At 72.0% G+C, this 24,579-nt stretch carries 21 protein-coding genes and 1 tRNA gene; 13 read left to right on the top strand and 9 right to left on the bottom strand.

Features of this window, described 5'->3' with window-relative positions; genetic code table 11:
* Window positions 1-20 precede the first annotated feature (20 nt).
* Window positions 21-1,172 carry an ArsA family ATPase gene (locus ACN26Y_RS08985; protein ID WP_155329845.1) on the top strand — a complete coding sequence of 384 codons (1,152 nt, stop codon included), beginning with the start codon at window positions 21-23 and terminating at the stop codon, window positions 1,170-1,172.
* Between the two features lie 57 nt (window positions 1,173-1,229).
* Here ACN26Y_RS08985 and ACN26Y_RS08980 read toward each other — a convergent pair whose 3' ends face one another.
* Entirely contained in the window at window positions 1,230-1,550 is a 321-nt protein-coding gene (locus ACN26Y_RS08980) for a WhiB family transcriptional regulator (protein WP_155329844.1), read from the bottom strand.
* A gap of 404 nt (window positions 1,551-1,954) precedes the next feature.
* On the opposite strand from ACN26Y_RS08980, the gene ACN26Y_RS08975 reads away from it, so the two are divergent.
* Window positions 1,955-4,378 (top strand): penicillin-binding protein, encoded by a 2,424-nt coding sequence (locus ACN26Y_RS08975; RefSeq protein ID WP_422734582.1) that lies wholly within the window; start codon window positions 1,955-1,957, stop codon window positions 4,376-4,378.
* Between the two features lie 71 nt (window positions 4,379-4,449).
* On the opposite strand, the gene ACN26Y_RS08970 is transcribed toward ACN26Y_RS08975, so the two are convergent.
* Window positions 4,450-4,905 (bottom strand): GatB/YqeY domain-containing protein, encoded by a 456-nt coding sequence (locus ACN26Y_RS08970; RefSeq protein WP_155329842.1) that lies wholly within the window; start codon window positions 4,903-4,905, stop codon window positions 4,450-4,452.
* Between the two features lie 25 nt (window positions 4,906-4,930).
* On the opposite strand from ACN26Y_RS08970, the gene ACN26Y_RS08965 reads away from it, so the two are divergent.
* The 5 genes from ACN26Y_RS08965 to ACN26Y_RS08945 all read left to right on the top strand — a co-directional run bounded on the left by ACN26Y_RS08965 (window position 4,931) and on the right by ACN26Y_RS08945 (window position 9,853).
* A complete protein-coding gene (locus ACN26Y_RS08965; RefSeq protein ID WP_155329841.1) occupies window positions 4,931-5,824 on the top strand; it encodes a metallophosphoesterase in 894 nt (297 codons plus the stop codon).
* A 67-nt stretch (window positions 5,825-5,891) separates the two neighbouring features.
* Window positions 5,892-5,968: transfer RNA gene (locus tag ACN26Y_RS08960), tRNA-Pro, on the top strand.
* 163 nt (window positions 5,969-6,131) lie between these two features.
* Window positions 6,132-7,412, top strand: a complete 1,281-nt coding sequence (locus ACN26Y_RS08955) for a low temperature requirement protein A (RefSeq protein ID WP_155329840.1) — start codon at window positions 6,132-6,134, stop codon at window positions 7,410-7,412.
* A 132-nt stretch (window positions 7,413-7,544) separates the two neighbouring features.
* Entirely contained in the window at window positions 7,545-8,879 is a 1,335-nt protein-coding gene (locus tag ACN26Y_RS08950; protein ID WP_422734581.1) for a low temperature requirement protein A, read from the top strand.
* A gap of 65 nt (window positions 8,880-8,944) precedes the next feature.
* Complete coding sequence (locus ACN26Y_RS08945; protein ID WP_155329838.1) at window positions 8,945-9,853, top strand: hypothetical protein; 909 nt, start codon at window positions 8,945-8,947, stop codon at window positions 9,851-9,853.
* A 42-nt stretch (window positions 9,854-9,895) separates the two neighbouring features.
* Here the strand turns inward: ACN26Y_RS08945 and ACN26Y_RS08940 are convergent, their stop codons facing one another.
* The 3 genes from ACN26Y_RS08940 to ACN26Y_RS08930 form a co-directional block, all read right to left on the bottom strand.
* A complete protein-coding gene (locus ACN26Y_RS08940) occupies window positions 9,896-10,369 on the bottom strand; it encodes a hypothetical protein (protein WP_155329837.1) in 474 nt (157 codons plus the stop codon).
* Between the two features lie 167 nt (window positions 10,370-10,536).
* A complete protein-coding gene (locus ACN26Y_RS08935) occupies window positions 10,537-12,243 on the bottom strand; it encodes a bifunctional metallophosphatase/5'-nucleotidase (RefSeq protein ID WP_155329836.1) in 1,707 nt (568 codons plus the stop codon).
* A 250-nt stretch (window positions 12,244-12,493) separates the two neighbouring features.
* Entirely contained in the window at window positions 12,494-13,273 is a 780-nt protein-coding gene (locus ACN26Y_RS08930; RefSeq protein ID WP_155329835.1) for a phosphodiesterase, read from the bottom strand.
* 247 nt (window positions 13,274-13,520) lie between these two features.
* On the opposite strand from ACN26Y_RS08930, the gene ACN26Y_RS08925 reads away from it, so the two are divergent.
* The gene (locus ACN26Y_RS08925; RefSeq protein ID WP_370463353.1) at window positions 13,521-14,897 is read left to right on the top strand and encodes a sensor domain-containing diguanylate cyclase; all 1,377 of its coding nucleotides are present in this window, start codon (window positions 13,521-13,523) and stop codon (window positions 14,895-14,897) included.
* Between the two features lie 255 nt (window positions 14,898-15,152).
* Here ACN26Y_RS08925 and ACN26Y_RS08920 read toward each other — a convergent pair whose 3' ends face one another.
* From ACN26Y_RS08920 to ACN26Y_RS08910, 3 genes are all read right to left on the bottom strand, one after another.
* On the bottom strand, window positions 15,153-15,695 hold the full coding sequence (locus ACN26Y_RS08920) for a GNAT family N-acetyltransferase (RefSeq protein WP_230688935.1): 543 nt from the start codon (window positions 15,693-15,695) through the stop codon (window positions 15,153-15,155).
* Window positions 15,696-15,858: 163 nt separating this feature from the next.
* Window positions 15,859-16,920 carry an aspartate-semialdehyde dehydrogenase gene (locus tag ACN26Y_RS08915; RefSeq protein ID WP_155329834.1) on the bottom strand — a complete coding sequence of 354 codons (1,062 nt, stop codon included), beginning with the start codon at window positions 16,918-16,920 and terminating at the stop codon, window positions 15,859-15,861.
* 4 nt (window positions 16,921-16,924) lie between these two features.
* Window positions 16,925-18,190: an aspartate kinase gene (locus tag ACN26Y_RS08910; RefSeq protein WP_155329833.1), complete on the bottom strand. Its 1,266-nt coding sequence runs from the start codon at window positions 18,188-18,190 to the stop codon at window positions 16,925-16,927.
* A 220-nt stretch (window positions 18,191-18,410) separates the two neighbouring features.
* Between ACN26Y_RS08910 and ACN26Y_RS08905 the strand changes: the two genes are divergently transcribed.
* From ACN26Y_RS08905 to leuA, 3 genes are all read left to right on the top strand, one after another.
* On the top strand, window positions 18,411-19,220 hold the full coding sequence (locus ACN26Y_RS08905; RefSeq protein WP_230688934.1) for a hypothetical protein: 810 nt from the start codon (window positions 18,411-18,413) through the stop codon (window positions 19,218-19,220).
* 85 nt (window positions 19,221-19,305) lie between these two features.
* Window positions 19,306-19,869 carry a nitroreductase family protein gene (locus ACN26Y_RS08900; RefSeq protein WP_155329832.1) on the top strand — a complete coding sequence of 188 codons (564 nt, stop codon included), beginning with the start codon at window positions 19,306-19,308 and terminating at the stop codon, window positions 19,867-19,869.
* Window positions 19,870-20,098: 229 nt separating this feature from the next.
* Window positions 20,099-21,853 carry a 2-isopropylmalate synthase gene (gene leuA / locus ACN26Y_RS08895; RefSeq protein WP_422734580.1) on the top strand — a complete coding sequence of 585 codons (1,755 nt, stop codon included), beginning with the start codon at window positions 20,099-20,101 and terminating at the stop codon, window positions 21,851-21,853.
* 52 nt (window positions 21,854-21,905) lie between these two features.
* Here the strand turns inward: leuA and ACN26Y_RS08890 are convergent, their stop codons facing one another.
* A complete protein-coding gene (locus tag ACN26Y_RS08890; protein WP_366602077.1) occupies window positions 21,906-23,390 on the bottom strand; it encodes an MFS transporter in 1,485 nt (494 codons plus the stop codon).
* 99 nt (window positions 23,391-23,489) lie between these two features.
* On the opposite strand from ACN26Y_RS08890, the gene ACN26Y_RS08885 reads away from it, so the two are divergent.
* Both ACN26Y_RS08885 and ACN26Y_RS08880 read left to right on the top strand, forming a co-directional pair.
* Window positions 23,490-24,152: an HNH endonuclease family protein gene (locus ACN26Y_RS08885; protein WP_196255821.1), complete on the top strand. Its 663-nt coding sequence runs from the start codon at window positions 23,490-23,492 to the stop codon at window positions 24,150-24,152.
* Entirely contained in the window at window positions 24,134-24,562 is a 429-nt protein-coding gene (locus ACN26Y_RS08880) for a hypothetical protein (RefSeq protein WP_155329829.1), read from the top strand. The genes ACN26Y_RS08885 and ACN26Y_RS08880 overlap by 19 nt, the downstream gene beginning before the upstream one ends.
* The last annotated feature ends 17 nt before the right edge of the window (window positions 24,563-24,579 follow it).

Genomic DNA, 24,579 nt, shown 5'->3' with positions numbered 1-24,579 from the left:
AGCCGGCCCGATACGCTCGATTGGTGCCTTCCGACAACGTGGCGCCGCCGCTGGACGTCGACCGGATCCTCGCCGATCCGGGCGTACGGATCGTGGTCTGCTGCGGGGCGGGCGGGGTGGGCAAGACGACCACCGCCGCCGCGCTCGCGCTGCGGGCCGCGGAGGAACACGGCCGGCGTACGGTCGTGCTCACCATCGACCCGGCCCGCCGGCTGGCGCAGTCACTCGGGTTGACCGAGCTGGACAACACCCCGCGCCAGGTGAAGGGGATCGACGCGGAGGCCAGCGGCGGCGAGCTGCACGCCATGATGCTCGACATGAAGCGCACCTTCGACGACGTGGTGCTCCAGCACACCGATCCGGCGAAGGCGGCGGAGATCTTCGCGAACCCGTTCTACGCGGCCATGAGCTCCACCTTCGCCGGCACCCAGGAGTACATGGCGATGGAGAAGCTCGGGCAGCTGCACGCCCGGGGCGAGTGGGACCTGATCGTGGTGGACACCCCGCCGTCCCGCTCGGCGCTGGACTTCCTCGACGCGCCGGCCCGCCTGTCCCGCTTCCTGGACGGGCGGATGCTGCGCCTGCTGCTCGCCCCGGCCCGCACGGGCGGCCGGAGCATGTTCACCTTCGTGACCGCCGGCTTCGGGGTGTTCTCGAAGGTCGTGCAGAAGATCCTCGGCGCGCAGCTGCTGACCGACCTCTCCGGCTTCGTCGCGGCGCTCGACTCGATGTTCGGCGGTTTCCGGCAGCGGGCGGAGCAGACGTACCGCATCCTCCAGGCCCGCGAGACGGCGTTCCTGCTGGTGGCGGCTCCGGAGCCGGACGCGGTCCGGGAGGCCGCCTACTTCGCGGGCCGGCTGCGGGAGGAGAAGATGCCGCTGGCCGGTCTGGTCCTCAACCGGGTCCACCGCCCGGCCGTGCCGGAGCTCGGGCCGGACGAGAGCCTGGCCGCCGCTGAGCGGCTGGCCGAGCGGGGCGGCCACGAGCGCACCGCCGAGGTGCTGCGGGCCCACGCCGCGCTGGCCCAGCAGGCGGTACGCGAGCAGCGGGTGGCCGCGCGGTTCACCGAGACGTTCCCGACCGTCCCGACGGTGTCGGTGACGGCGCAACCCGCCGACGTGCACGACGTCGACGGGTTGCGGACGATCGGTGCGGCGATCAGCCGCGAGTGACCGGGCCGGTGGACCGGCCGGGCCTCAGCTGACTGTGCCGGCGCACCCGGTGCCGGCTCAACCGGCCGTGGCGGCGAGGACCTTGTCCTTGCCGGCCTTGTCCTTGGCGTTCTTCTTCATCGCGGCCTCGAACATCTTGCGCCAGCTCGTGACCTGCGGGTGGCGGCGCAGCAACGCCCGGCGTTCCCGTTCGGTCATGCCGCCCCACACGCCGAACTCGATCCGGTTGTCCAGCGCGTCCGCCAGGCACTCGTACCGGACTGGGCAGCTCCGGCAGATCCGCTTGGCCACGTTCTGTTCGGCGCCCTGTACGAACAACGCGTCCGGGTCCCCGTTCTGACACGCCGCCAGTGACGGCCAGTCAGTGATCATGCCCATGTGTACACGTCCCCCCTTGCAGTACTACCGACCCCGTTCGCGGACCAGCCGGCAATTCCCCCCGGTCGCCCGGCCGGCCTTCCCCAAGGCGGCACGGACGACATGTGGCGCTGTCGCCGCCCTCATCATGCTCTGTAGTTGCCCGATTACGCAACGTTGTCGGCCAAATCCATCATTCCGGACACTCCCGGCTTCCCGGGCCCTCGACCGCCGGTTACCCCGCTTCGGGTACGCGAAAACGCTGCGCGCCCTCCCCAAGACGGGGGAGACTCGGCGCCAGATCCACGCAACCTCGAACCGGGGGTCGTGCGTTTAGCACAACGAGGCCGGCGCGCGCAGGAAATGGGGAAAAGACGCCCCGCGCCCCTCGTTGCCTGTTCGCGTACCCTGTCGAGGTGACCTGGATGCGGAAACGTGACCACAATGTGCTGACCAACGCCGCATCGCTACTCATCTGTGGCCTGTTGGCCGGCGTGGTGGTCGCCGCAGCGGCCTTCCCCGCAGTGGCGATGTCCGGCCTGGCCGCGAAGGCCGGCGCCGAGACCTTCGGAGCACTGCCCAAAGAGCTGACGGTGGCCCGGCCACCGCAGATCAGCTACCTGCTCGCGTCCGACGGCAAGACACCGCTCGCGACGATGTTCGACGAGAACCGTCGCGAGGTGAAGCTCAAGGACATCGCACCGGTCATGCGGGACGCGATCATCGCCGCCGAGGACCACGACTTCTACCAGCACAACGGCGTCGACCTGAACGGCGTCGCTCGCGCCTTCGTCAACAACAGCTCCGGCACCGCCGACCGGCAGGGCGCCTCGACGCTCACCATGCAGTACGTCCGGCTCGCCATCGCGTACTCGGCGACCCACCCGGCCGACGTGGTCGCGGCCACCGAGGACACCAGCGCCCGCAAGCTCCGCGAGATGCGCTACGCGCTCCAGATCGACAAGGAACTCTCCAAGGACGAGATCCTCCAGCGCTACCTGAACATCGCCGCGTTCGGCAACGGCGCGTACGGCATCTTCGCCGCCAGCCAGGTCTACTTCGCCAAGCACCCGAGCAAGCTGACGATCGAGGAAGCGGCGATGCTCGCCGGCCTGGTCAAGGCCCCGAGCGCGTTCAACCCCACCACCCGCAGCGGATACCCGCAGGCGGTGGCCCGGCGTGACTACGTCATCAACAACATGTACGAGATCGGCAAGATCACCAAGGAGCAGGCCGACAAGGCCAAGGCGGTCAAGCTCAAGGTCGTCGGCAAGCGGGCGCCCAACGGCTGTGTCGACACCACCACGAAGAGCTGGGGCTTCTTCTGCGACTACTTCTACCGCTGGTGGATGGCGCAGGAGACGTTCGGCTCGACCTCGTACGACCGGGAACGGCGGCTCAAGAGCGGCGGCTTCACGATCGTCACGACGATGGAGCCCCAGGTCCAGAACGCCGCTGACGCGGCGGTCCGGAGGAACCTGCCGGTGACCAGCAAGGCGGCCCGGATGGTCGCGGTGATCGAGCCGGGCACCGGCCGGGTCCGTGCGCTCTCGGTCAACCGCAACTACAAGCTCGACGACCCCGACAGCCCGCAGAACAAGCCGCACAGCAACCCGAAGCAGCGGAAGAAGGGCAAGCGGGGCAACTACCCGAACACGGTCAACCCGCTGCTCAGCGGCGGTGACGGCATCACCGGGTACCAGGCCGGCTCAACCTTCAAGATCTTCACGATCGTGGCTGCGTTGGAGAAGGGCGTCCCGCTCAGCTACACGATCAACGCGCCGCAGCGGTTCACGTCCGAGTACATCATCAAGCGGGGGAGCGACGCGGCCTGCGAGGGCACCCACTTCTACTGCCCGGAGAACGCGAGCCCCAGCATGGCCGGCGTCCACAACATGTGGAGCGCGTTCGGCCGCTCGGTGAACACCTACTTCATTCCCCTGCAGCAGCAGGTCGGCGCGGAGAACGTGGTCAAGGCGGCCAAGAAGCTCGGCATCAACTTCCGCTCCCAGGAGGACATCGACCTGGAGAAGGGTGCCCACCAGTGGGGTGCCTTCAGCCTCGGTGTCTCCCAGACGATCCCGCTGGAACTGGCCAACGCGTACGCCACCCTGGCGGCGGACGGCAAGTACTGCGAGCCCATCCCGGTGCAGGAGATCCGCGACCCGGACGGCAAGAAGCTCGACGTCGCGAACCCGCGCTGCGAGCAGCGCATCAGCACCGAGGTGGCCCGTGCCGCGGTGGACGCCGCCCGCTGCCCGGTCGGTGACCGCTCGTCGACGTCCAAGTGCGCCGGCGCGACCGCCGGCAAGGTGAAGCAAGAGGTGAAGGCGCCGGTGGCCGGCAAGTCCGGCACGACCGACTCGGAGAAGACCGCCTCGCTGGTCGCGATGACCAAGCAGTACGCGGTGGCCGGCATCATGGCCGACCCGGACTGGCCGCAGACCACCCAGGAGATGAAGCACGAAGAGAAGACGGGCATCAACCCGCCGGTGTACGAGACGCTGCGGGACGCGATGAAGGGCAAGGAGCGCATCAACTTCACCCCGCCCGGGAACAAGATCCGCGAGGGCGACCAGCGGCGGATTCCGGACGTCAAGTGCGTCAGCGTGGAGCAGGCGAAGTCCCGCATCCAGGGCGCCGGCTTCGACGCGGTCGTCTCCAGCAACAAGGTCCCGTCCGACTGCCCCGCCAACACCGCCGCGGGCACCAGCCCGGAGGGACGCACCATCAAGGGTGGCGTGGTCATGATCCAGGTCAGCTCCGGCCAGGGCGCCACCCCGCCCACGGGCCAGCCCGGGAACCCGCCGACCAACCCCGGCCGCCCGCCCGGCCGCCCCGGCGGCTGACCGGTCCACGACGACGAACGGGCGGGCACCCCTCGGGGTGCCCGCCCGTTTCGCGTACTCGAAAGAAGCGGTCAGACGGCGAGCTGCCGGCGTACCTCACCGGCGACCCGGCCCCCCTCGGCCCGGCCGGCCACCGCGGCCTGGGCGGCCTTCATCGCCGGGCCCATCTGCGCCTTGCCGGTGAAGCCACCCTCGGCGAGCGCCCCCGCGACCACGTCGGCCAGTTCCTCGTCGGAGAGCTGCTGCGGCAGGTAGCGCTCCAGCACCTCGCCCTCGGCGGTCTCCTTGGCGGCCTGCTCGATGCGCCCCGCGTCGTGGAAGGCGACCGCCGCCTCGCGGCGCTTCTTCGCCTCCTTGGTCAGCACCGCGAGCACCTCGTCGTCGGTGAGTTCCCGCTTGGCCTTGCCGGCCACCTCGGCGGTGCCGACCGCCGCGAGCGCCATCCGGAGGGTGGAGGTGGTCAGCTCGTCACGCGCCTTCAGCGCGGTTCGCATGTCCGCGGTGAGACGGTCCTTCAACGTGCTCATGGACGGTCAAACTACCCTGATCGCCATGCGAAAGCGCACACTATTCCGGCTCGCCGCCGGGACCGCCGCGGTCGGCGCGGCCACCCTCGCGTACGCGTCGCTCGTCGAGCGCAACATGTTCACCCTGCGGCGGTACGACGTACCGGTGCTGCCGGCCGACGCGGAGCCGCTGCGCGTCCTGCACCTGTCCGACCTGCACATGATGCCCGACCAGCGGCGCAAGCAGCGCTGGGTGGCGTCGCTGGCCGGCCTGGACCCGGACCTGGTCGTGGTGACCGGCGACAACATGGCCCACCCCGGCGCGGTGCCCGGAGCGCTGCGCGCCCTCCAGCCGCTGCTGGACTACCCGGGCGCCTTCGTGTTCGGCTCCAACGACTACACCGGGCCGGTCCTCAAGAACCCCTTCACCTACTTCCTCCCCGACCGGGAGTACGTCGAGGGCGTCGAGCTGCCGTACGACGAGCTGCGCGACGTGTTCACCGGAGCCGGCTGGGTCGACCTGAACAACGCCCGGACGACGCTCAAGGCCGGCGGCCGGCTCGTCGAGCTGGTCGGCGTGGACGACCCCCACATCGAGCGGGACGACTACGCCTCGGTCGCCGGCCCGGTCTCACCGTCGGCCGACCTGTCGATCGCGCTCAGCCACTCCCCGGAACCGCCCGTGCTCGACCAGATGGCGGCCGACGGGTTCGGACTGCTCCTCGCCGGTCACACCCACGGCGGCCAGGTCTGCGTGCCGGGCGTCGGCGCGCTGGTCACCAACTGCGGGCTGCCCCGGTCGATGGCGAAGGGTCTACACCGCTGGCCCGGCTCCGACTCCTGGCTGCACGTCTCGGCCGGCCTCGGCACCCACCCGACCGCCCCGGTCCGGTTCTCCTGCCCGCCCGAGGCGAGCATCCTGACGCTGATCCCGCGCTGAGGCGCCGGGCCGAGGGGTACCCGGTTTGACCCTCGGATCGGGTGGGCTACTATTTGTCGGCACGCCTCGGGGTGTGGCGCAGTTTGGTAGCGCGCTTCGTTCGGGACGAAGAGGTCGTCGGTTCAAATCCGGCCACCCCGACCAGTGGCAGAAGGCCAGGTGAGATCGCCTCTCACCTGGCCTTCTGGCATATCCCGGGTGAGTCCGGCCTGGTCGAGATCTGCTCGTGGCCCACGACCCCGGACCACGTCGTTGATCGGTATGCCGGTGAGCTCGGGGTCTTTTCCCCAAGGCGACAGTGCATGGGATGCGGATCCGCTGGGATGGGCGGGTGGTGGCCGATCGGCGATGGGGACGTGGACACGCGGTAGGGCTGCTGCGTGGCAAGGAGAGTGCGCAGCAGGCGACCTTCGTGGAGTTGTTCTTCGATCTGGTGATGGTGTTCGCGCTCAATCGGCTGGTGGCCGTCGCGGCGCCAGCGGTGAACGGCGGCGACCTTGCCGAGCGGTGGACGGCGACCGGACGCATCTTGTTGCTGTTCATGCCGCTGATGTGGTTGTGGATCATCACGGCTTACATCACCGCCCGGTTCGACCCGCGGTCCGCCCACACGCAGCGGATGGTGGTGGTCACGGCGTTCGCGCTGCTGGTGATGGGAGCGACGGTGCCCCACGCGTTCGGCGGCGCGGGGATGACGTTCGCGGCGACGTACGTCCTCGCCCAGGTCAGCCGCGCGTTGATCTTCGGTTACGCGCTGGGCCGGCACGCGCTGAGCCGGCTGTACCTTCGGGCCTTGATCTGGTTCCTGGTCGCCGGTGTGTTCTGGATCGGCGGGGCGTTGACCTCGGGCGGGAAACAGGCCGCCTGGTGGCTGGTGGCGGTTGCGGTTGATCTCGGGTCGGCGTGGCGGGGATGGCCGGTGCCGGGCCTGGGCAAGGGCCGGGCATCGGTATGGGCACTCGCTCCGCATTACCTGGCGGAGCGGTTCCAGCAACTGCTGCTGGTCGCCCTGGGCGAGACGATCCTGGCCGTCGGTGTCATCTACGCCGCCCGGCTCGGTCGCGTCGGCGACTACCGGAGCATCGGTCTGCTGGCGGCGTTCCTCACGACCGTCCTGCTATGGCGCATCTACTTCCACAAGGCCGGCCAACTTTTCGGCGATGCCGTCGCGTCCGCGCAGGACCCGGCCGGCCTGGGTCGCTTCGCCGCGTCCGCACACGTCGTGATGATCCTCGGCATCGTGGCAACCGCCATCGGCCACGAAATCGTCCAGACCCACCCCGCCGACCACAGCTACCCGTTGTGGCTGATCATGATCCTGGGTGGGCCGGCCTGCTATCTGGCCGGGCGGGCGGCGCTGGAACGGGCTGTCTTCTCCCGAGTGTCCCCACACCGCTGGATAGGGGCCCTGGTCCTCCTGCTGGCAGCCGTGCCTCTGATCCACACGCCGCCGATAGCGGCCGCGATCACCGCCACCGTCATCCTGGCGGGCATCGCAGCCATCGACACCCGCCGCTCGTCCCGCCGCCCACCGGAACAACCCCGCCCTGGCGACCGGAGAACCCGGTGGTTGCGTCCACGCTCCTAGGGCTTTTCAAGACCGGTGGGCGATCTCGTTGGCCGGCAGCGGGGCGACCGCGTCGGTCAGCTAGCAGCCCTCGCCGTCCGTTTGGTGACGAATCGCGCCCGGCCGCCGCCGACGCGCTGCGACACTCGGTCGGTGGGTGGCAAGCGGTGGGCGGAGCGGCTCGGCCCGGCCGTCGCGGTGGCCCCCGGTACCCGGGTGGACCGATTCGAGATCTTCTTCGACCTGGTCTTCGTCTTCTCGTTCTTCATCATCACCCGGGCCACCGCGATGAACATCACCGGCGACAGCCTGCTGCACGGCATGCTGGTCCTCGCCGTCCTCTGGTGGTGCTGGGTGGTGCACACCGTCGTCGCGACCCGGGTCCGACTCGGCGTGGGCTTCGTCCCGGCGCTGATGGTCGTCGCGATGGCCGCGCTCTTCTGCTTCTCCCTGTCCCTGCCACAGGCGTTCGGTAACCCGGTGCAGTGGGCTGTCGGACCGGTGGTGGTCGCGGTGAGCTACCTGGTGCTCCGCTTCGTGCACCTGCTGCTCTACTGGCACGTCGCCCAGGAGCGGCCCGGCGAACGTCGCCTGTTGCTGAGGTACTCCCCCGAGCTGGTGGCGAGCACCCTCCTGCTGCTGGCTGCCGCGCTGATCCCACCGCAGATCGACGACCTGGGGCTGGCCGAGATGGTGCGCGACGGGCTGTGGATCGCCGTGGTGCTGTTGCAGTACGGCGCCGGCCTCGTCTCTACCGCCTGGGGCTGGGTGCTGACCTCCGCCGAACACTGGACCGAACGGTACGACCTCATCCTCATCATCGCCCTGGGCGAGTCGATCATCTCGGTCGGCGTGGGCGGCAACCTGCTCGGGGGTGAGCCGGTCACCTGGCGGGGCGTCACCGCCGCGGTGCTCGGCATCTTCTTCACCGCCGCCCTGTGGTGGACGCATTTCGACGTCATCGCTCCGGCCGCCCGGATCGCGCAGCACGCCGCGCAGGGCCGCGCCCGGGTCGCCATGGCGCGGGACGCCTACGCGTACTGCCAGCTCGTCATGATCGCCGGGATCATCCTGTTCGCCCTCGGGGCGGAGGAGATCGTGCGGCAGGTCGCGGACGCTGCGGTCGGCCTCGCCGAGCCGACCCACGGCCCGGGCGCACCGCTGCTGTTCAGCGGGGTGATCTGCTACCTCTGCGGCGGGATGCTGTTCCAACTGCGTACCCTCCGCACGCTCTCCTGGACCCGCGTCGGCACCGTGCTCGTCCTCGCGGTCGCCATTCCCGTCGCGACGCACCTGCCCGCGCTGGCGGCGCTCAGCCTGCTGACGGCCATCTGCATCGCGTTGGTGGTGATCGAGGTGGTCGTCATGGCGGACGCCCGCCGGGCCCTGCTCGGCGCCGTGTTCGAGGAGAAGGCCACGTACGAGAAGCACGAGGCCGGCTGGCGGGCCCGCTGGCACGACGGAACCCCGGACGAAGAACCCCGATAGTCGAGGCGGGAACCGAACGGGACGCCGTGCCGTCCCACGTTCAGGACATGTCGGACGGAGGGCACATGCGCGGGGACAGGTACCTGATCGGATCGTTCACTTTCGCCGTGCTGCTGCTCGCCGGCTGCGCGGGCACCGGCTCCCCGGGCGCGGCCGCGCCGCCGTCACCGACCACCGCCACGCCAGCCGTTCCCCAGGAGCCGCTCGGGCTGGTCGGAGCGTGGTCGGTGAGCGGGCGGGGCGTGCCGGCGGACACCGTGCTGCGGCTCGCGGACGACGGTCTCGTGGTCTTCCGCGGGTGCGAGATGCTGCTCGGGGAGTGGCGGGCCGACCAGAGCGGGCTCTTCCTCGCCGGCGTCCACGGCAACTCGACGACCGACTCCCGACGGTGCGAGCCGGCGCCCCGGCCCGAGGCACCGGACTGGCTGGCGCGGGCCGCCGCTTTCCGGGCCGAGGGCGACAGCCGCGTCCTGCTCGACGCCGAGGGCGACGAACTGGCCCGGCTGCGGCCGGGGGCCCGGCCGCGGGGCGGCCCGGACGTGTACCGGCCCTGGCTGGAGCCCCCGACCGTCACCGACGAGGTGCGACGCCGGCTCGCTCCGGTGCCGGCGCTCCCGGGCGATCTCGCCGCACCCGGTCGGGACGACCTGGTCGGCCGGTGGGTGCCGGTCAGCGGGCCGGACGGCCGGACGCCGGCCCCCGGGCCCGGTGGCTGGCCGACGCCGCCGTTCGCCGAACTGGCGGCGGACGGGACGTGGCGCGCGTCCGACGGCTGCAACGGCTCGGGTGGACGCTGGGCGGCCGGGCCCGGCGGTGCGTTCGGGGCGACCGGGGGCATGAGCACCCTGATCGGCTGCGACAACGTGCCGGTCAACGGGTGGCTCACCACCGCCCGACAGGCCGGTCTCGACGGTGACGTGCTGGTGCTGCGGGACGCGCAGGGCAAGGAGACCGGCCGGCTGCGGCGCGGCTGACCGACCGCGCCGGCCCCGGGGCGGGATGCTGCCGTCCCGGGATCAGTCGTGCAGCTCGGCGCGCTGGATGTCGGTGAAGGCGGCGGCCAGGTGCGCGTCGAGCGTCGCCCCCGTGGCGGCGAGCAGGTGCGCGACGAGCAGCGGGGCGTGCCGGGCGTACGCCTCCGGGGCCGGCGGGGCCTCGTCGGCCTCCGGGTCGTACAGGCCGAGCGCGCCGGCCAGGAGCACCAGCAGGACCTGCGGGTCGACGTCGGCCCGCCAGGTTGCGGCGCCACGGACGCAGCGCTCCAGCACCGCTCGGACGTCGTCACCGGCGAGCCCGTCCGGATGACCCACCTCCAGCAGGGACCGGACCACGGCGCCGAGGACCAGCCCGGACCGCTCGGCCGCCGCGAGACGCGCGGTCGCCAGGTCGTACGCCTCGACGTCGCGGCCCTGCGCCGCGGTGACCGCGTCGGTCGCCGCCACCGCGATCTCCCGTGCCGGTGCGGGCAGGTGGCGCCATGTCGTGGTCATCGGGCCAGCATCGCAGACCCCACCGACGGCGTGGGTGCTCGTGCGCGTCCACGACGGCCGCACGACGGTCACGGCGGCCGCCACCGGGCCGGTCCCCGCCGCCCGCCGGAACGAGGTACGGGCCCCGGAGCGGCTGCTCCGGGGCCCGTGGCGTGATTCGACCGCTGTCAGGCGGCGGGTGCCTCGGTGGTGAGGCGGATCCGGTCCAGCGCCGGGCCGGACACCGGAGAGTTCGCGGTCAGGTACGCCACGAACGCGTCCAGGTCGATCTGGCCGGTGACCTGGTTGGTCCCGCCGGTGAGGACGCTGAAGCCGTCACCACCACCGGCCAGGAAGTTGTTCACCGTGACCCGGTAGGTGGCGCCGGTCTCGACCGGCACCCCGCCGAAGGCGAGGCTGCCCCGGACCACGCGGGTGCCGGCGCACGGGTCGGCGGCCGGGGCGGTGGTGCCGTCCGGGTCGACCACGTAGCGGACGGTCGACGACGGGTACAGGACCCGGCCGGTGACGAACTGCTGCTCCAGCAGGCAGTACAGCTGCGCGCCGGTGAGGTCGAGCGTCACCAGGTTGTTGGCGAACGGCTGCACCGTGAACGCCTCCTCGTAGGTGACCGGGCCGGCGTCGAGGTCGGCGCGGACACCACCGGGGTTCATGAAGGCGGCGACGGCGTTCTGCTCGTCGTCGGTGGCCCAGAGCTGCGCGTCGGCGATCAGGTTGCCCAACGGGGACTCGGCCCGGGTCGTACCGAAGAGGGTCTCCTGCGTCCGGGTGATCGCCTCGGTGGTGGTGCCCACCTGCCGGCCGGCCACCGGGCCGAGGACGGCCTTGTAGCGGTCGATCAGCGCGGTCTGCGCCGGGTCCTTGGCGACGTCGCGGGTGACCACGACGTTCTCGGCGGTCGCGGTCAGCACGTCACCGGTGCGCCGGTCGATCTTCAGGTCGATGTCGGTGACCAGACGGCCGAACGAGCTGGCGCTGGTGACCAGCTTGTTGTTGACCTCGCAGTTGTACGCCTGGTGGGTGTGCCCGCTGACGATGACGTCGATCGACGGGTCCATCCGGTTGGCGATGTCGACCACCGGGCCGGTGAAGTCGACGCAGTCGTTGATGCCGCCGGCGCCGGCCTGGGTGCCGCCCTCGTGCAGCAGCACGACGATGGTCTCCACACCCTTGCGGCGCAGCTCGCGGGCGTACCGGTTGGCGGTCTGCGCCTCGTCGGTGAAGGTGAGGCCGGCGACGCCCTGCGGGCTGACGATCTCCGGGGTGCCCTCCAGGGTCATCCCGATGAAGCCGACCTTGACGCCCTGGACCTTGTGGATGGCGTACGGCGGCAGCAGCGGCTGCTGCGTCTCGTCCACGAACGCGTTCGCGGACAGGTACTGGAAGCCGGCACCCTCGTACGGCGTACCGTCGGCGCAGCCGTCGACCGGGTGGCAGCCGCCGTTCTGGATGCGCAGCAGCTCGTCGGAGCCCTCGTCGAACTCGTGGTTGCCGACACTCGCGTAGTCGAGGCCCGCGAGGGTCAGCGCCTCGATGGCGGGCTCGTCGTGGAACGCGGCCGACAGCAGCGGCGAGGCGCCGATCAGGTCACCGGCGGCGACGGTGATGGTGTTCTTCTTCTTGCTGGCCTCGCGCAGCTCGGCGAGGTGGGTGGCGAGGTATTCGACACCGCCGGCGGGCTGGCCGGCGATGGTGCCGCTGGACCCGCTCGGCGGTTCGAGGTGGCCGTGGAAGTCGTTCAGGGCGAGCAGGGTGACGTCGACCGGCTTCGGTCCGGCGTCCGCCTGGTCGGGGGTGGTCGCGACCGCGCCGAACGCGGTCACGGCGAGCGCGGTCAGACCGATGGCGGCCCGACGCATCCCGGGGATGGACATGGATCTCCTCGTGGGAAGCGGCGCGGACGCCCGGGCGATGGGTCGCGCCGGGCCGTGCCGCGCCGTCGGCAGGTTCGGTCGCGGGTGGCGGCGGTGGGGGACCGCCGCCGGCGTCGGTCACAGCCTCTCACCGGGAACCGCCGCCAGTCGACCGGAGCAGCACATCAGAGCTGCGGGTACGGCGGATTGCCCGGACACGACGGACGGACGAGTCCGACATGACCGGCGAATGGCCGCCGGCCGGTCCACATCAGAAGCTGCACGTCGTCCCGGCGGCGTGGCTGACCTGCACGAGATGCGTGACGCAGGCGGCGCCGTCGAGCCGGTGCAGCAGCAGCGCGGTGGGCTCGGTGACCCAACCGATCTGCTCGTCCGGGCTGAGGGCGAGCGAGCTCTGCCGCCACGTGCTCGGCGCGGTGGTGAGCACCGTACCGGCGAAGCCGGCCGTCACCGGCCGGTGCAGATGTCCGGCGGTGACGCGGACCACGTGGGGGTGCCGGCCGATCACCTCGGCCAGCGCGTCCGCGTCGGCGAGCCCGACCGCGTCGGCGGCCGGAATGCCGACGGTCACCGGCGGGTGGTGGAGGCAGACCACCGCCGGCACCTCGGGCCGCCCGGCGAGCACACCGTCCAGCCAGCCGAGCTGCTCCGGGCCGATCCGGCCGCCGCCCGCTCCCGGGACGAGCGAGTCCAGCACCACGACGGTCGCCTCCGGGTGGTCGACGTGGTAGTACGCGGAGAAGCCCCCGCCCAGCCACGGCGTACCGCCGAACGCGTCGAGCAGGGACTCCCGGTCGTCGTGGTTGCCCGCGACGAGATGAACCGGAAGCGGGAACCGCCCGATGATCTCGCGCAGGGCCGCGTACTCGTCGGGGCGGCCCCGGTCCACCAGGTCGCCGGTGATGACCACGCAGTCCGGCCGGGGGTTCAGCGCGAGGACCCGGCCGAGGGCCCGGTGCAGCCCGGTGGCCGGCTCGGCGGCGAGCACGCCGGTGGTCAGGTGCGGGTCACTGAGCTGGGCGATGAGCATCGGACCTCCACTCGACCGGGATCCCCACGCTATCGCCACGGCGCACCGCCCGGGGCCCGGCCGCAGTGAACACACAGGCCCCGTCCACACCCTGTGGATAGCACGTGTGTACGAAGAATCCGCACGTCACCGCGCGCTGGTTACGCTTGATCGCGTGACCCGGCGACGGCCGGGCCCGCTGCCGACCTGGGACGACGTACGAGTGGATCATCAGCGAGTCATCCGTGACGTCACGGTCCGCCTGCCGATGGCGTCGACCGCGGCCGAGGCGTGCCAGTGGACCGTCACCGCGCTGGCCCGGCACGCCCCGGCCACCATCTCGGTGCTCCTCCAGCTCCACGACGGGCTCCGCTGCGTCGCGGCGACCGGCTCCTGGCAGGTCTACTCGACCGTCCCGCCGGACACCGGCATCGTCGGGCGGGTCTACGCGTCCGGACGCACCGCCGTCGTCCCCGACGTCGCGGCGGACCCGGACTACATCCCGGTACGCCCCGACGTCACCAGCGAGGTCTGCGTACCGGTCCTCGATCCGGCGGGCCGGCCCATCGGCGTGCTCGACCTCCAGTGGAGCGAACCGGCGGACCTGGTGGCCTGGCGGGACACCGCCGAACGCCTGGCGGGCCGGCTCGGCGCGCGGATCGTCGCACTCGGCGGCCCGCCGGCGGAGAGCCGCAGCGAGAAGCTGCTCCGGCACGCCGCCGCGCTGAGTTCGGCGCCCACCGAGTGGGACCTGATGCACGCCGCGATCACCGCCGCGAGGGACGTCTCCACCCTCTCCGCCGCCGTCCTGGTGCTGGCCGGCCGGCAGGGCCCCCGGCTCGGCGCGCCGACCGCCGCGCCGGGCGACCTGGAGTCCCGCATCCGGGCGGAGCTGGCGGAGGCCGGCCCCGAAACGCTCGGCCGCATGATCAGCCTCGCCCACCGGTACGGCGCCGGCTACACCCTCGGCGAGGCCGGGCACCCGCCCACCGACGACCATGCCCCGCTGACCCGCGCCGGAGCACGCACCCTGGTGGCGGTGCCGGTCGGCCCGTCCGACGGCGGCGGGCTGCTGCTGGTCGCCGACGAACGGCTGCTGCGCCCCGACCCGACGACGGTGAACCTGGTGGAACTGCTCGCCGGGCAGGCCTGGAACGCCCTGGACCGGCTGCGCACCCTGGCCCGACTGCGCGAGCAGGCCAGCTCCGACCCGCTGACCGGGTTGCGGCACACCGGGCCGTTCGGCCAGCGCATCGCCGCGGCGACCCCCGGCCGTACGGCCCTGCTCGCGATCGACGTGGACGGCTTCAAGAACGTCAACGACACGTACGGCCACCAGGCCGGCGACCGTGTGCTCGTCGGGCTGGCGCGGGCGCTGGAGGGGGCGCTGCGGCACGGGGACGAGCTGTACCGGATCGGCGGCGACGAGTTCGTGGCGGTGATCGAGGTGAACCGCCCGGAGGAGGCCGTCCGGATCGCCGAGCGGCTCACCGAGGCGGCCCGGCGTATCGGTCGGACGATCAGCGTCGGCGTCGCCCTGCCCCGCCCCGGCGAATCTCCCGACCTGACCCTCCGCCGAGCCGACCAGGCCCTCTACCGCGTCAAGCGCGAGGGCCGCGACGGCGTCCACCTATCCGCCGCCTAGACTAGGGCCTGGGTCGAAGTCCTCGGTCGAGCCGAGGCGAGGCCCAGGCGGCGGTCCGGCAAGGCGGTGATCCGCCCGGATGCCGGTGTTGTATCCGGGCGGATCACCAACGCGGCCGGGCGCCGTCTGGGTCCGCCGCAGGCCGGTGAAGATCCGGGAGACAGGACACTAGGTCGACGCGCGGCGCAAGCCGCCGACAGGGTATCGATTTCGCCCCGCGCCCCGGTCGGTTACCGCTTGCGTCCGCCGCCCGGGTCAGCTGCCGGATCCGCGCCGGGCGGCCCGCCACCGCTCAGGGTCCAGGGTCCGGCGAACTCCCGACATCGCCACGTGCGCGAGGTCCCCTCCCTGTGCCTCCCGATCGATCCGACCGGCCGGCTGGAAGCCCAGCTTCTCCAGCACCTGGATCGACGGGCGGTTCTCCGGAATGGCGTCAGCGCGGATTTCCCGTACGCCGGGCTGGGCGACGAGGTGGTCCAGCAGCAGGGTCGCCGCCCGGGTCGCCACTCCCCGGCCCTGCCGGGACGGCAGGACGGTGAAGTAGACCTCCACCACGCCGGGAGTCTCCGTCGGGGCGGCGCCCACCGAGCCGAGGTACTTGTCGTCGGACGCGTCGGCGATGGTCAGGGACACAACCTCGTCTTCGGTGCCGTACGACGACATGACGTAGTCGAGCATGGCCCTCGCGCCCTCGATCGACTTCTGCTCCGGCGTGAACGCCATGTACCGGGTGGCGTCGGGGTCGGTCAGGAAACGCGCGAAGGCGTCCAGGTCCGCAGGCTTGTGCGGCCGGATCACGATTTCACCGTCGCGCATCGGTGGCGGACAGGTCAGACGCACTGGGTGCGACTCCTCAGGCTAGGCCGGCAGATGACGGCGGTCGACGAGCACCGCGTCGACCGACGCTAACAACCGGCTGGGGAGCCGGCGACCGCTTTTCGGCGGACGCTTGCGGTGGCCGTCAGCCCCGGGTGAATTCGGCGGCGAGGAGTTCGGCGATCTGGGCCGTGTTCAGGGCCGCGCCCTTGCGGAGGTTGTCGCCCGTGACGAAGAAGTCGAGGGCGCGGGGGTCGTCGAGGGCGCGGCGGATGCGACCGACCCAGGACGGGTCGGTGCCGACCGCGTCGATCGGCATCGGGAACTCACCGGCCGCGGGATCGTCGACCAGGATCACGCCCGGCGCGTTGCGCAGCACCTCCCGGGCGCCCTCCGCATCCACCTCGGTGGCGAAGACCGCGTGCACGGCCACCGAGTGCCCGGTCACCACGGGTACGCGGACCGAGGTGGCGGACACCTTGAGGTCGGGCAGGCCGAGGATCTTGCGCGACTCGTTGCGCAGCTTCATCTCCTCCGACGACCAGCCGCCGTCGGCCACCGAGCCGGCCCAGGGCACCACGTTCAGCGCGAGCGGCGCCGGGAACGGGCCCAACTCGTCGCCGACCGCCTGCCGCACGTCGCCGGGGCGGGAGCCGAGCACCCGGTCGCCGGCGATCTTGGTGAGCTGGGTGTGCAGGGCGTCCACGCCGGCCTGCCCGGCCCCGGAAACCGCCTGGTACGACGCCAGCACCAGCTCGCGCAGGCCGTACTCGCGGTGCAGCGGCGCGACCGCGACGATCATGGCGAGCGTCGTGCAGTTCGCGTTGGCGATGATGCCCTTCGGCCGGTTGCGGACCTGCTCGGGGTTGATCTCGGGCACGACCAGCGGAACGTCGGGGTCCATCCGGAACGCGCCGGAGTTGTCGACCGCGACCGCGCCCCGGCTGACAGCCACCGGGGCCCATTCGGCCGACACCTCGTCCGGCACGTCGAACATCGCGACGTCGACGCCGTCGAACGCCTCCGGCGTCAGGGCCTGGACGGTCAGGTCCTCGCCCCGGCACCGGAGCACCCGCCCGACCGAGCGGGCGGAGGCGATGAGCCGGATCTCGCCCCAGACGTTCCTCCGCCCGGTGAGCAGCTCGCACATCACCGTGCCGACGGCACCCGTCGCCCCGACCACGGCCAGGGTGGGCAGCGACGTCACGGGACTACCGCCCGGTCCCCGCGTACACGACCGCCTCGGTGTCGCCGCCGAGGTCGAAGGCTTCGTGGATGGCGCGTACCGCCGCGTCCAGGTCGGTGTCGCGGCAGACCACGGACACCCGGATCTCCGACGTGGAGATCATCTCGATGTTGACGCCGGCCTGGCCGAGGGCGGCGAAGAACCCGGCGGCCACGCCGGGGTGCGAGCGCATGCCGGCGCCGATCAGCGAGACCTTGCCGACGTGGTCGTCGTAGAGCAGGCCCTTGAACTTCACCACGTCCTGGATCTTGCTGAGCGCGGCCATGGCGGTGGGGCCGTCGGTCTTGGGCAGCGTGAACGAGATGTCCGTGCGGCCGGTGCCCTCGGTGGACACGTTCTGCACGATCATGTCGATGTTGATCTCCGCCCCGGCGACGGTGTCGAAGATCCGCGCGGCCGCACCCGGCTCGTCGGGCACGCCGACGATCGTGATCTTGGCTTCGCTGCGGTCGTGGGCGACCCCGGTGATCAGCGCCTGTTCCACGGGAAGGTCCTCCATCGATCCGGTGACCATCGTGCCGGTGTTGGTCGAGTATGACGAACGGACGTGGATCGGCAACCCCGCCCGGCGGGCGTACTCCACGCTCCGCAGGTGCAGCACCTTGGCGCCGCAGGCGGCCAGCTCCAGCATCTCCTCGTACGTGATCTGCCTGATGTGCCGCGCGTTCGACACGATCCGCGGGTCGGCGGTGAAGACGCCGTCGACGTCGGTGTAGATCTCGCAGACGTCCGCGTGGAGCGCGGCGGCCAGCGCGACGGCCGTGGTGTCCGAACCACCGCGGCCCAGGGTGGTGACGTCCTTGGTGTCCTGGGAGACGCCCTGGAACCCGGCGACGATGACCACGGCGCCCTCGTCGAGCGCTCCCTTGAGGCGCCCGGGCGTGACGTCGATGATCCGTGCCCGGCCGTGCACCGACGTGGTGATCACGCCGGCCTGCGAGCCGGTGAACGAGCGGGCCTCGTACCCCAGGTTGTGGATCGCCATGGCGAGCAGCGCCATGGAGATGCGCTCCCCGGCGGTGAGCAGCATGTCCAGCTCGCGGCCCGGCGGCAGCGGGCTGACCTGGTTGGCGAGGTCGAGCAGCTCGTCCGTGGTGTCCCCCATCGCGGAGACCACCACCACGACGTCGTCGCCGGCCTTGCGGGCCGCGACGATCCGCTCGGCCACCCGCTTGATCCGCTCGGCGTTGGCGACGGAGGACCCGCCGTACTTCTGCACCACGAGTGCCACGACGGTGCACTCCCTCCCAGTGACCCTGAGCGTGCCGACGCCGCCGGGTGAGGGCCGGCGGCGCATGTCAGACGCCCTCAGCCTATCGGGCGGGCGGATCGGCGGGGTCGGGTGATCCCACCATCCGGCCCGGACGCCGGCACCCGGTGGGGTACGACACGCCGGCCTCCGCCCGGGCGGCGGGGCACCGGACACGGGCGGCGCACCCGAGAATGGGCGGGTGCCCGCCCACCTTCGTCCGGCCGTACCCGCCCGGCTCCCGGCGGTGCCGCCGACCCGGCGGCTCACCGGCCCGCTCGCGCTGGCCCTGCCGGCGCTCCTGGTCTCCTGCACCGCCGACCAGCCGGCCGCCGGCCCACCGACACCGACGGCGCCTCCGACGGCGGCGGCCGGTGCGGACGCGGCGCGGGACGAGCTGGCCGCCCTCGCGGCGGCGGCGCAGGACCGCCACCTGGTTGCCAGCTACACGCTGCGCGGCACGGACGGTCCGGACCGCACGATCCTGGTCACCACCGCCGGTGACGGCAGCTGGCGGGTCGACGTGCCCGGCGGCGCGCTGGGCGGCGGGGTGGACGTCTCACTCGCCGCGACCGCCGACGGCCTGTTCCAGTGCGCCCTGCCGTCCGCCGCGCGGCCGGAGGCGGCGGGCTGCGTACGCGTCGGCGACTCCGACGACGCCCTGCCGCGCCGCCTGGACCCCCGGGTGCAGCACCCCTTCACCGACTGGCTGGACGTGCTGACCGACCGCCGGTCGCCGCTGTCCGTGTCCCCGGCGCAGCCGCCGCCCGGCGCCACCGGGACGTGCTACTCGGTCGAGACGACGTCCGCGTCGATCAACGCGCCGCTGGACGTCGGGATCTACTGCTACGACGCCGACGGGACGCCCACCGCCGTCCACACCGCCTCGGGAACGCTGACGCTGGCCGGCCCGCCGGCTCCCGGCCCGGCCACCGTGCAACTCGCGGGACCGGTGACCGAGGGGGAACCACTGGGCACGGCCGCGCCCGAACCGACCGCCGGAACGGTCTAGGCGGCAATCCGTTACGGGTGCGTTTGCCCACATTCAGACCCCACCGCCCGCACCCGCAAATCGGCCATACGGGACGCTGTCTCCCATGCCCGACCTCACTCCGCTACTCGCGTTCCGCTGGAGCCCCCGGTCGTTCGACCCCGGCGCCGACCTCAGCCCGGCCGAGGTCGGCGTCCTGCTGGAGGCCGCCCGATGGGCACCGTCGGCGGCCAACCGGCAACCCTGGCGCTTCGCCGTCGGCCGGCGCGACGACGAGACGTGGAAGCGGATCATGGTGAACCTGCCGGCGCGCGACCAGCGGTGGGCCGGCCGCGCATCGGTCCTGCTGCTGGCGGCGCACCTCACGCCGCAGGCCGACCCGACCGGCTGTGCGCCCTACGACCTCGGCCACGCGGTCGCGCACCTGACCGTACAGGCGACCGCCCTCGGGCTGCACGTCTGCCAACTGCGCGACCTGGACCGGGCCGGCCTCACCGCCGACCTGGACCTGCCCGGCGACGTGCACCCCACCGTGGTGGTCGCCGTCGGCCGGCTCGGTGACCCGCTCAGCCTCCCCGCCGACCTGCTGGACTCGGAGACCGGCCTGCGCCGCCGCCATCCGGTCACCGACCTGCTGCTGACCGACGCCACTGCGAACTCCGTCTCATAGACCGGACCAGCCTTCCCATGGAGCAGCCCACCACGTAGGGTGACTTCGTCATGTGGCAGGCGTACCTCCTCCTTGGTTGCCGCGACGAGGCCTGACGGCCGGCACCTCGTCGCGGAGTCGAACCGCGCCGCCCAGCACTCACCGATCTTTCTCTTCGGCACCGTCGCCGACTCGGCACCGTCGCCGACCTCTGACTGCTGACGTCACATGACCACGGGAGCACTCCGCCATGGCTCACCCAGCCGGCACCACCGACGCTGAGACCGATCCGATCGCCCGGCAGCGGCCCAGCCGCATGCCGCACCGGCGTTACCAGCCGTACCAGCAGCAGTTCCGCATCGACCTGCCGGACCGCACCTGGCCCACCCGGCACGTCGAGACCGCGCCGCGCTGGTGCGCCGTCGACCTGCGGGACGGCAACCAGGCCCTGATCGACCCGATGTCGCCGGAGCGCAAGCGGCGGATGTTCCAGCTCCTGGTGCAGATGGGCTACAAGGAGATCGAGGTCGGCTTCCCCTCGGCGAGCCAGACCGACTACGACTTCGTACGCCAGCTCATCGAGCAGGACCTGATCCCCGAGGACGTCACCATCCAGGTGCTGACCCAGTGCCGGGAGCACCTGATCGAGCGCACCTTCGAGTCGCTGCGCGGCGCGAAGCGGGCCATCGTGCACTTCTACAACTCGACCTCCACGCTCCAGCGCCGCGTGGTGTTCGGGCTGGACCGCGACGGCATCACCGACATCGCCACCACCGGCGCCCGGCTCTGCCAGAAGTACGCCGAGATCCACACCCCGGACACCGAGATCCACTACGAGTACTCGCCGGAGTCGTACACCGGCACCGAACTGGACTACGCGCTGGAGGTCTGCGCGAAGGTCATCGAGGTCGTCGACCCGACGCCGGACCGCAAGCTGATCGTCAACCTGCCGGCGACGGTCGAGATGGCCATGCCGAACGTGTACGCCGACTCGATCGAGTGGATGCACCGGCACCTGCCCCGCCGGGACAGCCTGGTGCTCAGCCTGCACCCGCACAACGACCGCGGGACCGGCGTGGCCGCCGCCGAGCTGGGCCTGCTGGCCGGCGCCGACCGGATCGAGGGCTGCCTGTTCGGCAACGGTGAGCGCACCGGCAACGTGGACCTGGTGACGCTGGGGTTGAACCTGTTCTCCCACGGCATCGACCCGATGATCGACTTCTCGAACATCGACGAGATCAAGCGGGCCGTCGAGTACTGCAACCAGCTGCCCGTGCACGAGCGCCACCCCTACGCCGGCGACCTGGTCTACACCGCCTTCTCCGGCTCCCACCAGGACGCGATCAAGAAGGGCTTCGACGCCCTGGCGGTGGACGCGGCGGCGGTCGGCGTGCCGGTCGACGAGCACCCGTGGGCGGTGCCGTACCTGCCGATCGACCCGAAGGACCTGGGCCGCACCTACGAGGCGGTCATCCGGGTCAACTCGCAGTCCGGCAAGGGCGGCGTCGCGTACATCATGAAGAGCGAGCACCAGCTCGACCTGCCGCGCCGGCTCCAGATCGAGTTCTCCGGGGTGGTCCAGCAGGTCACCGACAGCGACGGTGGCGAGGTCGACCCGCAGGCCATGTGGGAGATCTTCGCCGGGCAGTACCTGGTCGACCACCAGACCGACCCCGCCGTCACGCTGGCCGACTACGCGATCGGCACCATCGAGGGCAAGGTCGAGATCGAGGCCCGCGTCGTCCACGGCGGCGAGCAGCGTGCCATCACCGCGGTGGGCAACGGTCCGGTCGACGCGTACGTCAACGCGCTGCAGGCGCTCGGCGTCAACGTCCGCGTGCTCGACTACCACGAGCACGCCCTGTCCTCCGGCGGCGACGCCCAGGCGGCGGCGTACGTGGAGTGCGAGGTCGACGGCCGCACGGTCTGGGGCGTCGGTGTGGACGCCAACATCGTCACCGCGACCATCAAGGCGGTGACCAGCGCAGTCAACCGCGCCCGCTGACGCGCAAGGAAGGGCCCCTTGTTAACGCCTGGCGTTGTACAAGGGGCCCTTCTTAACGCTTGGGCGGGGTGGCGGCAGGCAGGGAGTGGCACGGCTGGGAGGGCGGCGCCTCGCGCGGCGGGCGGTGGACGAGCAGGGCGGCCAGCGCGGCGCCCGCGATCATCAGCCCCGCGCACCAGAGCATCGCGGCCCGGTACGCGCCGCTCAGCTCGGCCGACTGCTCGTACCCGGTGCCGGAGAGGCCGACCAGCAGCGGTAGCGCGGCGACCGCGAGCAGCCCACCGGCGCGGGAGGCCGCGTTGTTGAAGCCGCTCGCCACCCCGGCGAAACGGTCCTCGACGGCGGCCAGCACCGAGGCGGTCAGGGGTGCCACCACCAGGGTCAGCCCCAGACCGAAGATCGCCACGCCGGGCAGGACGTCCCGCCAGTACGAGGCACCCGGCCCGACCCCCCGCAGCAGCAGCAACCCGGCGGCGGCGACCGCCGGCCCGACGGTCAGCGGCAGCCGCGGCCCGATCCGCGCCGACAGGGCACCGGCGCGTGGTGACCCGACCAGCAGCAGGACCGTCATCGGCAGCAGCGCGAGCCCGGTGAGGAACGCCGACCAGCCGACCACGTTCTGGAGGTAGACGGCGAGGAAGAAGGTGAACCCACCGAGTGCCGCGTAGACCACCACGGTGAAGACGTTCAACGCCGAGAAGAGCCGGCTGGTGAACAGCCCGGTCGGCAGCATCGCGGTGTCGCCCCTACGCCGTTCCAGCAGGACGAAGGCGACCGCGCCGAGCACCCCGACCGCCGCCGCCACCAGGACCGGGGCGGAGTCGAAGCCCCGGGCGGGCGCGTCGATCAGGGCGTACGTGACCCCGGCCAGTGCGGTCGCGCCGAGCAGCGCCCCGAGCACGTCGAACCGGCGGCGTCGCCGGCCCGCCCCCGCCGTACGCGACGTGTCCTCGTCCCGGCTCTCCGGCACCCAGCGCATCGCGGCCAGCACCACCAGCGCCGCCAGCGGCACGTTGAGAAAGAAGATCCACCGCCAGGAGAGCGCGTCGATCAGCCAGCCGCCGACGAACGGGCCGAGCGCGGTGGAGACCCCGGAGAGCCCCGACCACGCGCCGATCGCCTTACCCCGGTCGTCCGGGTGGAAGCTGGCCTGCAGCACCGACAGCGAGCCCGGGGTCAGCAGTGCCCCACCGGCGCCCTGGAGGAACCGGGCGGCGACCAGTTGCCCGGTGTCCTGGGCCAGCCCGCACAGGAGCGAGGCGACGGTGAACCACGCCACCCCGAGCAGGAAGATCCGCCGCCGACCGAAGCGGTCGCCGAGCGCGCCGCCGAGCAGGACGAAGGCGGCCAGCATCAGCGCGTAACCGTTGATCGTCCACTGGAGACCGGACACGGTGGCGTCGAGGTCCGCGCCGAGCCGGGGCAGCGCCACGTTGACCACGGTGCTGTCCAGGAAGACCATGCCGGAGGCGAGGACCGCCGCGAGCAGCGTGCCCCGCCCCGAGGCGGTGCCCATCCGGAGCGCGGGTGCCGTCATGGCACCCAATCTGCCCTGCACGATGTGCGAGACGCCACGAAACGCCGAAACCTTCCCCGGGTACTGTGCGGGATCGCCGGGAGCCCCCAAGCTGGAGAGGTGTCGTCTGTGCGTACCAGATCAGGACCGCGAGCCGCCGCGGCGCTCGCGGCGGCGCTGGCGCTCGGCGTGACCGCCTGCGCGCCGGTCCCGGAACCCGACACGACGCCGACCAGCGACGGCGGGAGCGCCGTGGAGAAGCTGGCCGAGCTGACGGTGGCCGGCGCCGGCTCGATGCGGGGCTACAGCCGCGACCACTTCCCACACTGGCGGGAGACCGGCAAGAACTGCGACGTGCGGGACACGGTGCTCAAGCGCGACGGTGAGGACATCAAGCTCTCCGGCTGCAACGTCGTGGCCGGGCGTTGGGAGAGCGTGTACGACGGCCGCGTCCTCACCGATCCGTCCGACGTGGATGTCGATCACATGGTGCCGCTCGCCAACGCCTGGCGCTCCGGCGCCGACGAGTGGACCGACGCGAAGCGGGGCGACTTCGCCAACGACACCGAACTGCCGCAGCTCATCGCGGTTTCGCGCACCTCCAACCGGGCAAAGGGTGATCAGGATCCGTCCCAGTGGAGGCCGGCGAACCGGTCGTACTGGTGCCGCTACGCGGAGAGCTGGGTCACGGTCAAGCACCACTGGCGGCTCACGGTGACCAGTGCCGAGAAGGCCGCCCTGGCCGAGATGCTGGAGGGCTGCACATGGGCGAGCAAGCCGTGACCGGAGGCGACCCGACCTCGACCACCGCCGGCATGGCGGCGGACGGCAACGCCGGCACCGCGGTGCCCGGTGCCGGCATGAGCGCGGACACCACCGGCGCCCCGGGCGGAGGCACGCCGGGCGCCGGGATGAGCGCCGACGCCGGCAGTCCGGCCGCCGGGCCGCAGGCCCGCATGGCCGACATCGTCCCGGGCCCGGGCGGGGTGATGACCGACGAGGTCGGCGTGGTCACCGGCGAACTGACGCTCCGCACGGAGTACGCCGACGGCCAGGTCACGCTCAGGGTTCAGTATCGGGAGGCGGACGAGTGGTACGCGGTGACCGGCGGGCGGGCCGCCCTGGCCGAGCCCACCGGGCTGGACGCCGTGCACACGATCGCGGTCGCCCTGCTGCACCGTCCCGAAGGCTGACACACAGGTGTTAGGAA

It is taken from the genome of Micromonospora sp. WMMD558 (assembly GCF_049315255.1).
Classification (GTDB): Bacteria; Actinomycetota; Actinomycetes; order Mycobacteriales; family Micromonosporaceae; genus Micromonospora.
Note: the sequence above shows the minus strand (reverse complement) of the source record. Positions and strands in the feature narration are given on the sequence as shown.

What these genes read in the sequence shown, in the direction of transcription:
- ACN26Y_RS08955 (WP_155329840.1), top strand. Translation starts at nt 6,132, where the DNA reads ATGCGGATCCGCTGGGATGGGCGGGTGGTGGCCGATCGGCGATGGGGA.
- ACN26Y_RS08900 (WP_155329832.1), top strand. Translation starts at nt 19,306, where the DNA reads ATGCCCGACCTCACTCCGCTACTCGCGTTCCGCTGGAGCCCCCGGTCG.
- ACN26Y_RS08975 (WP_422734582.1), top strand. Translation starts at nt 1,955, where the DNA reads ATGCGGAAACGTGACCACAATGTGCTGACCAACGCCGCATCGCTACTC.
- ACN26Y_RS08940 (WP_155329837.1), bottom strand. Translation starts at nt 10,369, where the DNA reads ATGACCACGACATGGCGCCACCTGCCCGCACCGGCACGGGAGATCGCG.
- leuA (WP_422734580.1), top strand. Translation starts at nt 20,099, where the DNA reads ATGGCTCACCCAGCCGGCACCACCGACGCTGAGACCGATCCGATCGCC.
- ACN26Y_RS08925 (WP_370463353.1), top strand. Translation starts at nt 13,521, where the DNA reads ATGGCGTCGACCGCGGCCGAGGCGTGCCAGTGGACCGTCACCGCGCTG.
- ACN26Y_RS08890 (WP_366602077.1), bottom strand. Translation starts at nt 23,390, where the DNA reads ATGACGGCACCCGCGCTCCGGATGGGCACCGCCTCGGGGCGGGGCACG.
- ACN26Y_RS08980 (WP_155329844.1), bottom strand. Translation starts at nt 1,550, where the DNA reads ATGGGCATGATCACTGACTGGCCGTCACTGGCGGCGTGTCAGAACGGG.
- ACN26Y_RS08930 (WP_155329835.1), bottom strand. Translation starts at nt 13,273, where the DNA reads ATGCTCATCGCCCAGCTCAGTGACCCGCACCTGACCACCGGCGTGCTC.
- ACN26Y_RS08965 (WP_155329841.1), top strand. Translation starts at nt 4,931, where the DNA reads ATGCGAAAGCGCACACTATTCCGGCTCGCCGCCGGGACCGCCGCGGTC.
- ACN26Y_RS08880 (WP_155329829.1), top strand. Translation starts at nt 24,134, where the DNA reads ATGGGCGAGCAAGCCGTGACCGGAGGCGACCCGACCTCGACCACCGCC.
- ACN26Y_RS08935 (WP_155329836.1), bottom strand. Translation starts at nt 12,243, where the DNA reads ATGTCCATCCCCGGGATGCGTCGGGCCGCCATCGGTCTGACCGCGCTC.
- ACN26Y_RS08970 (WP_155329842.1), bottom strand. Translation starts at nt 4,905, where the DNA reads ATGAGCACGTTGAAGGACCGTCTCACCGCGGACATGCGAACCGCGCTG.
- ACN26Y_RS08945 (WP_155329838.1), top strand. Translation starts at nt 8,945, where the DNA reads ATGCGCGGGGACAGGTACCTGATCGGATCGTTCACTTTCGCCGTGCTG.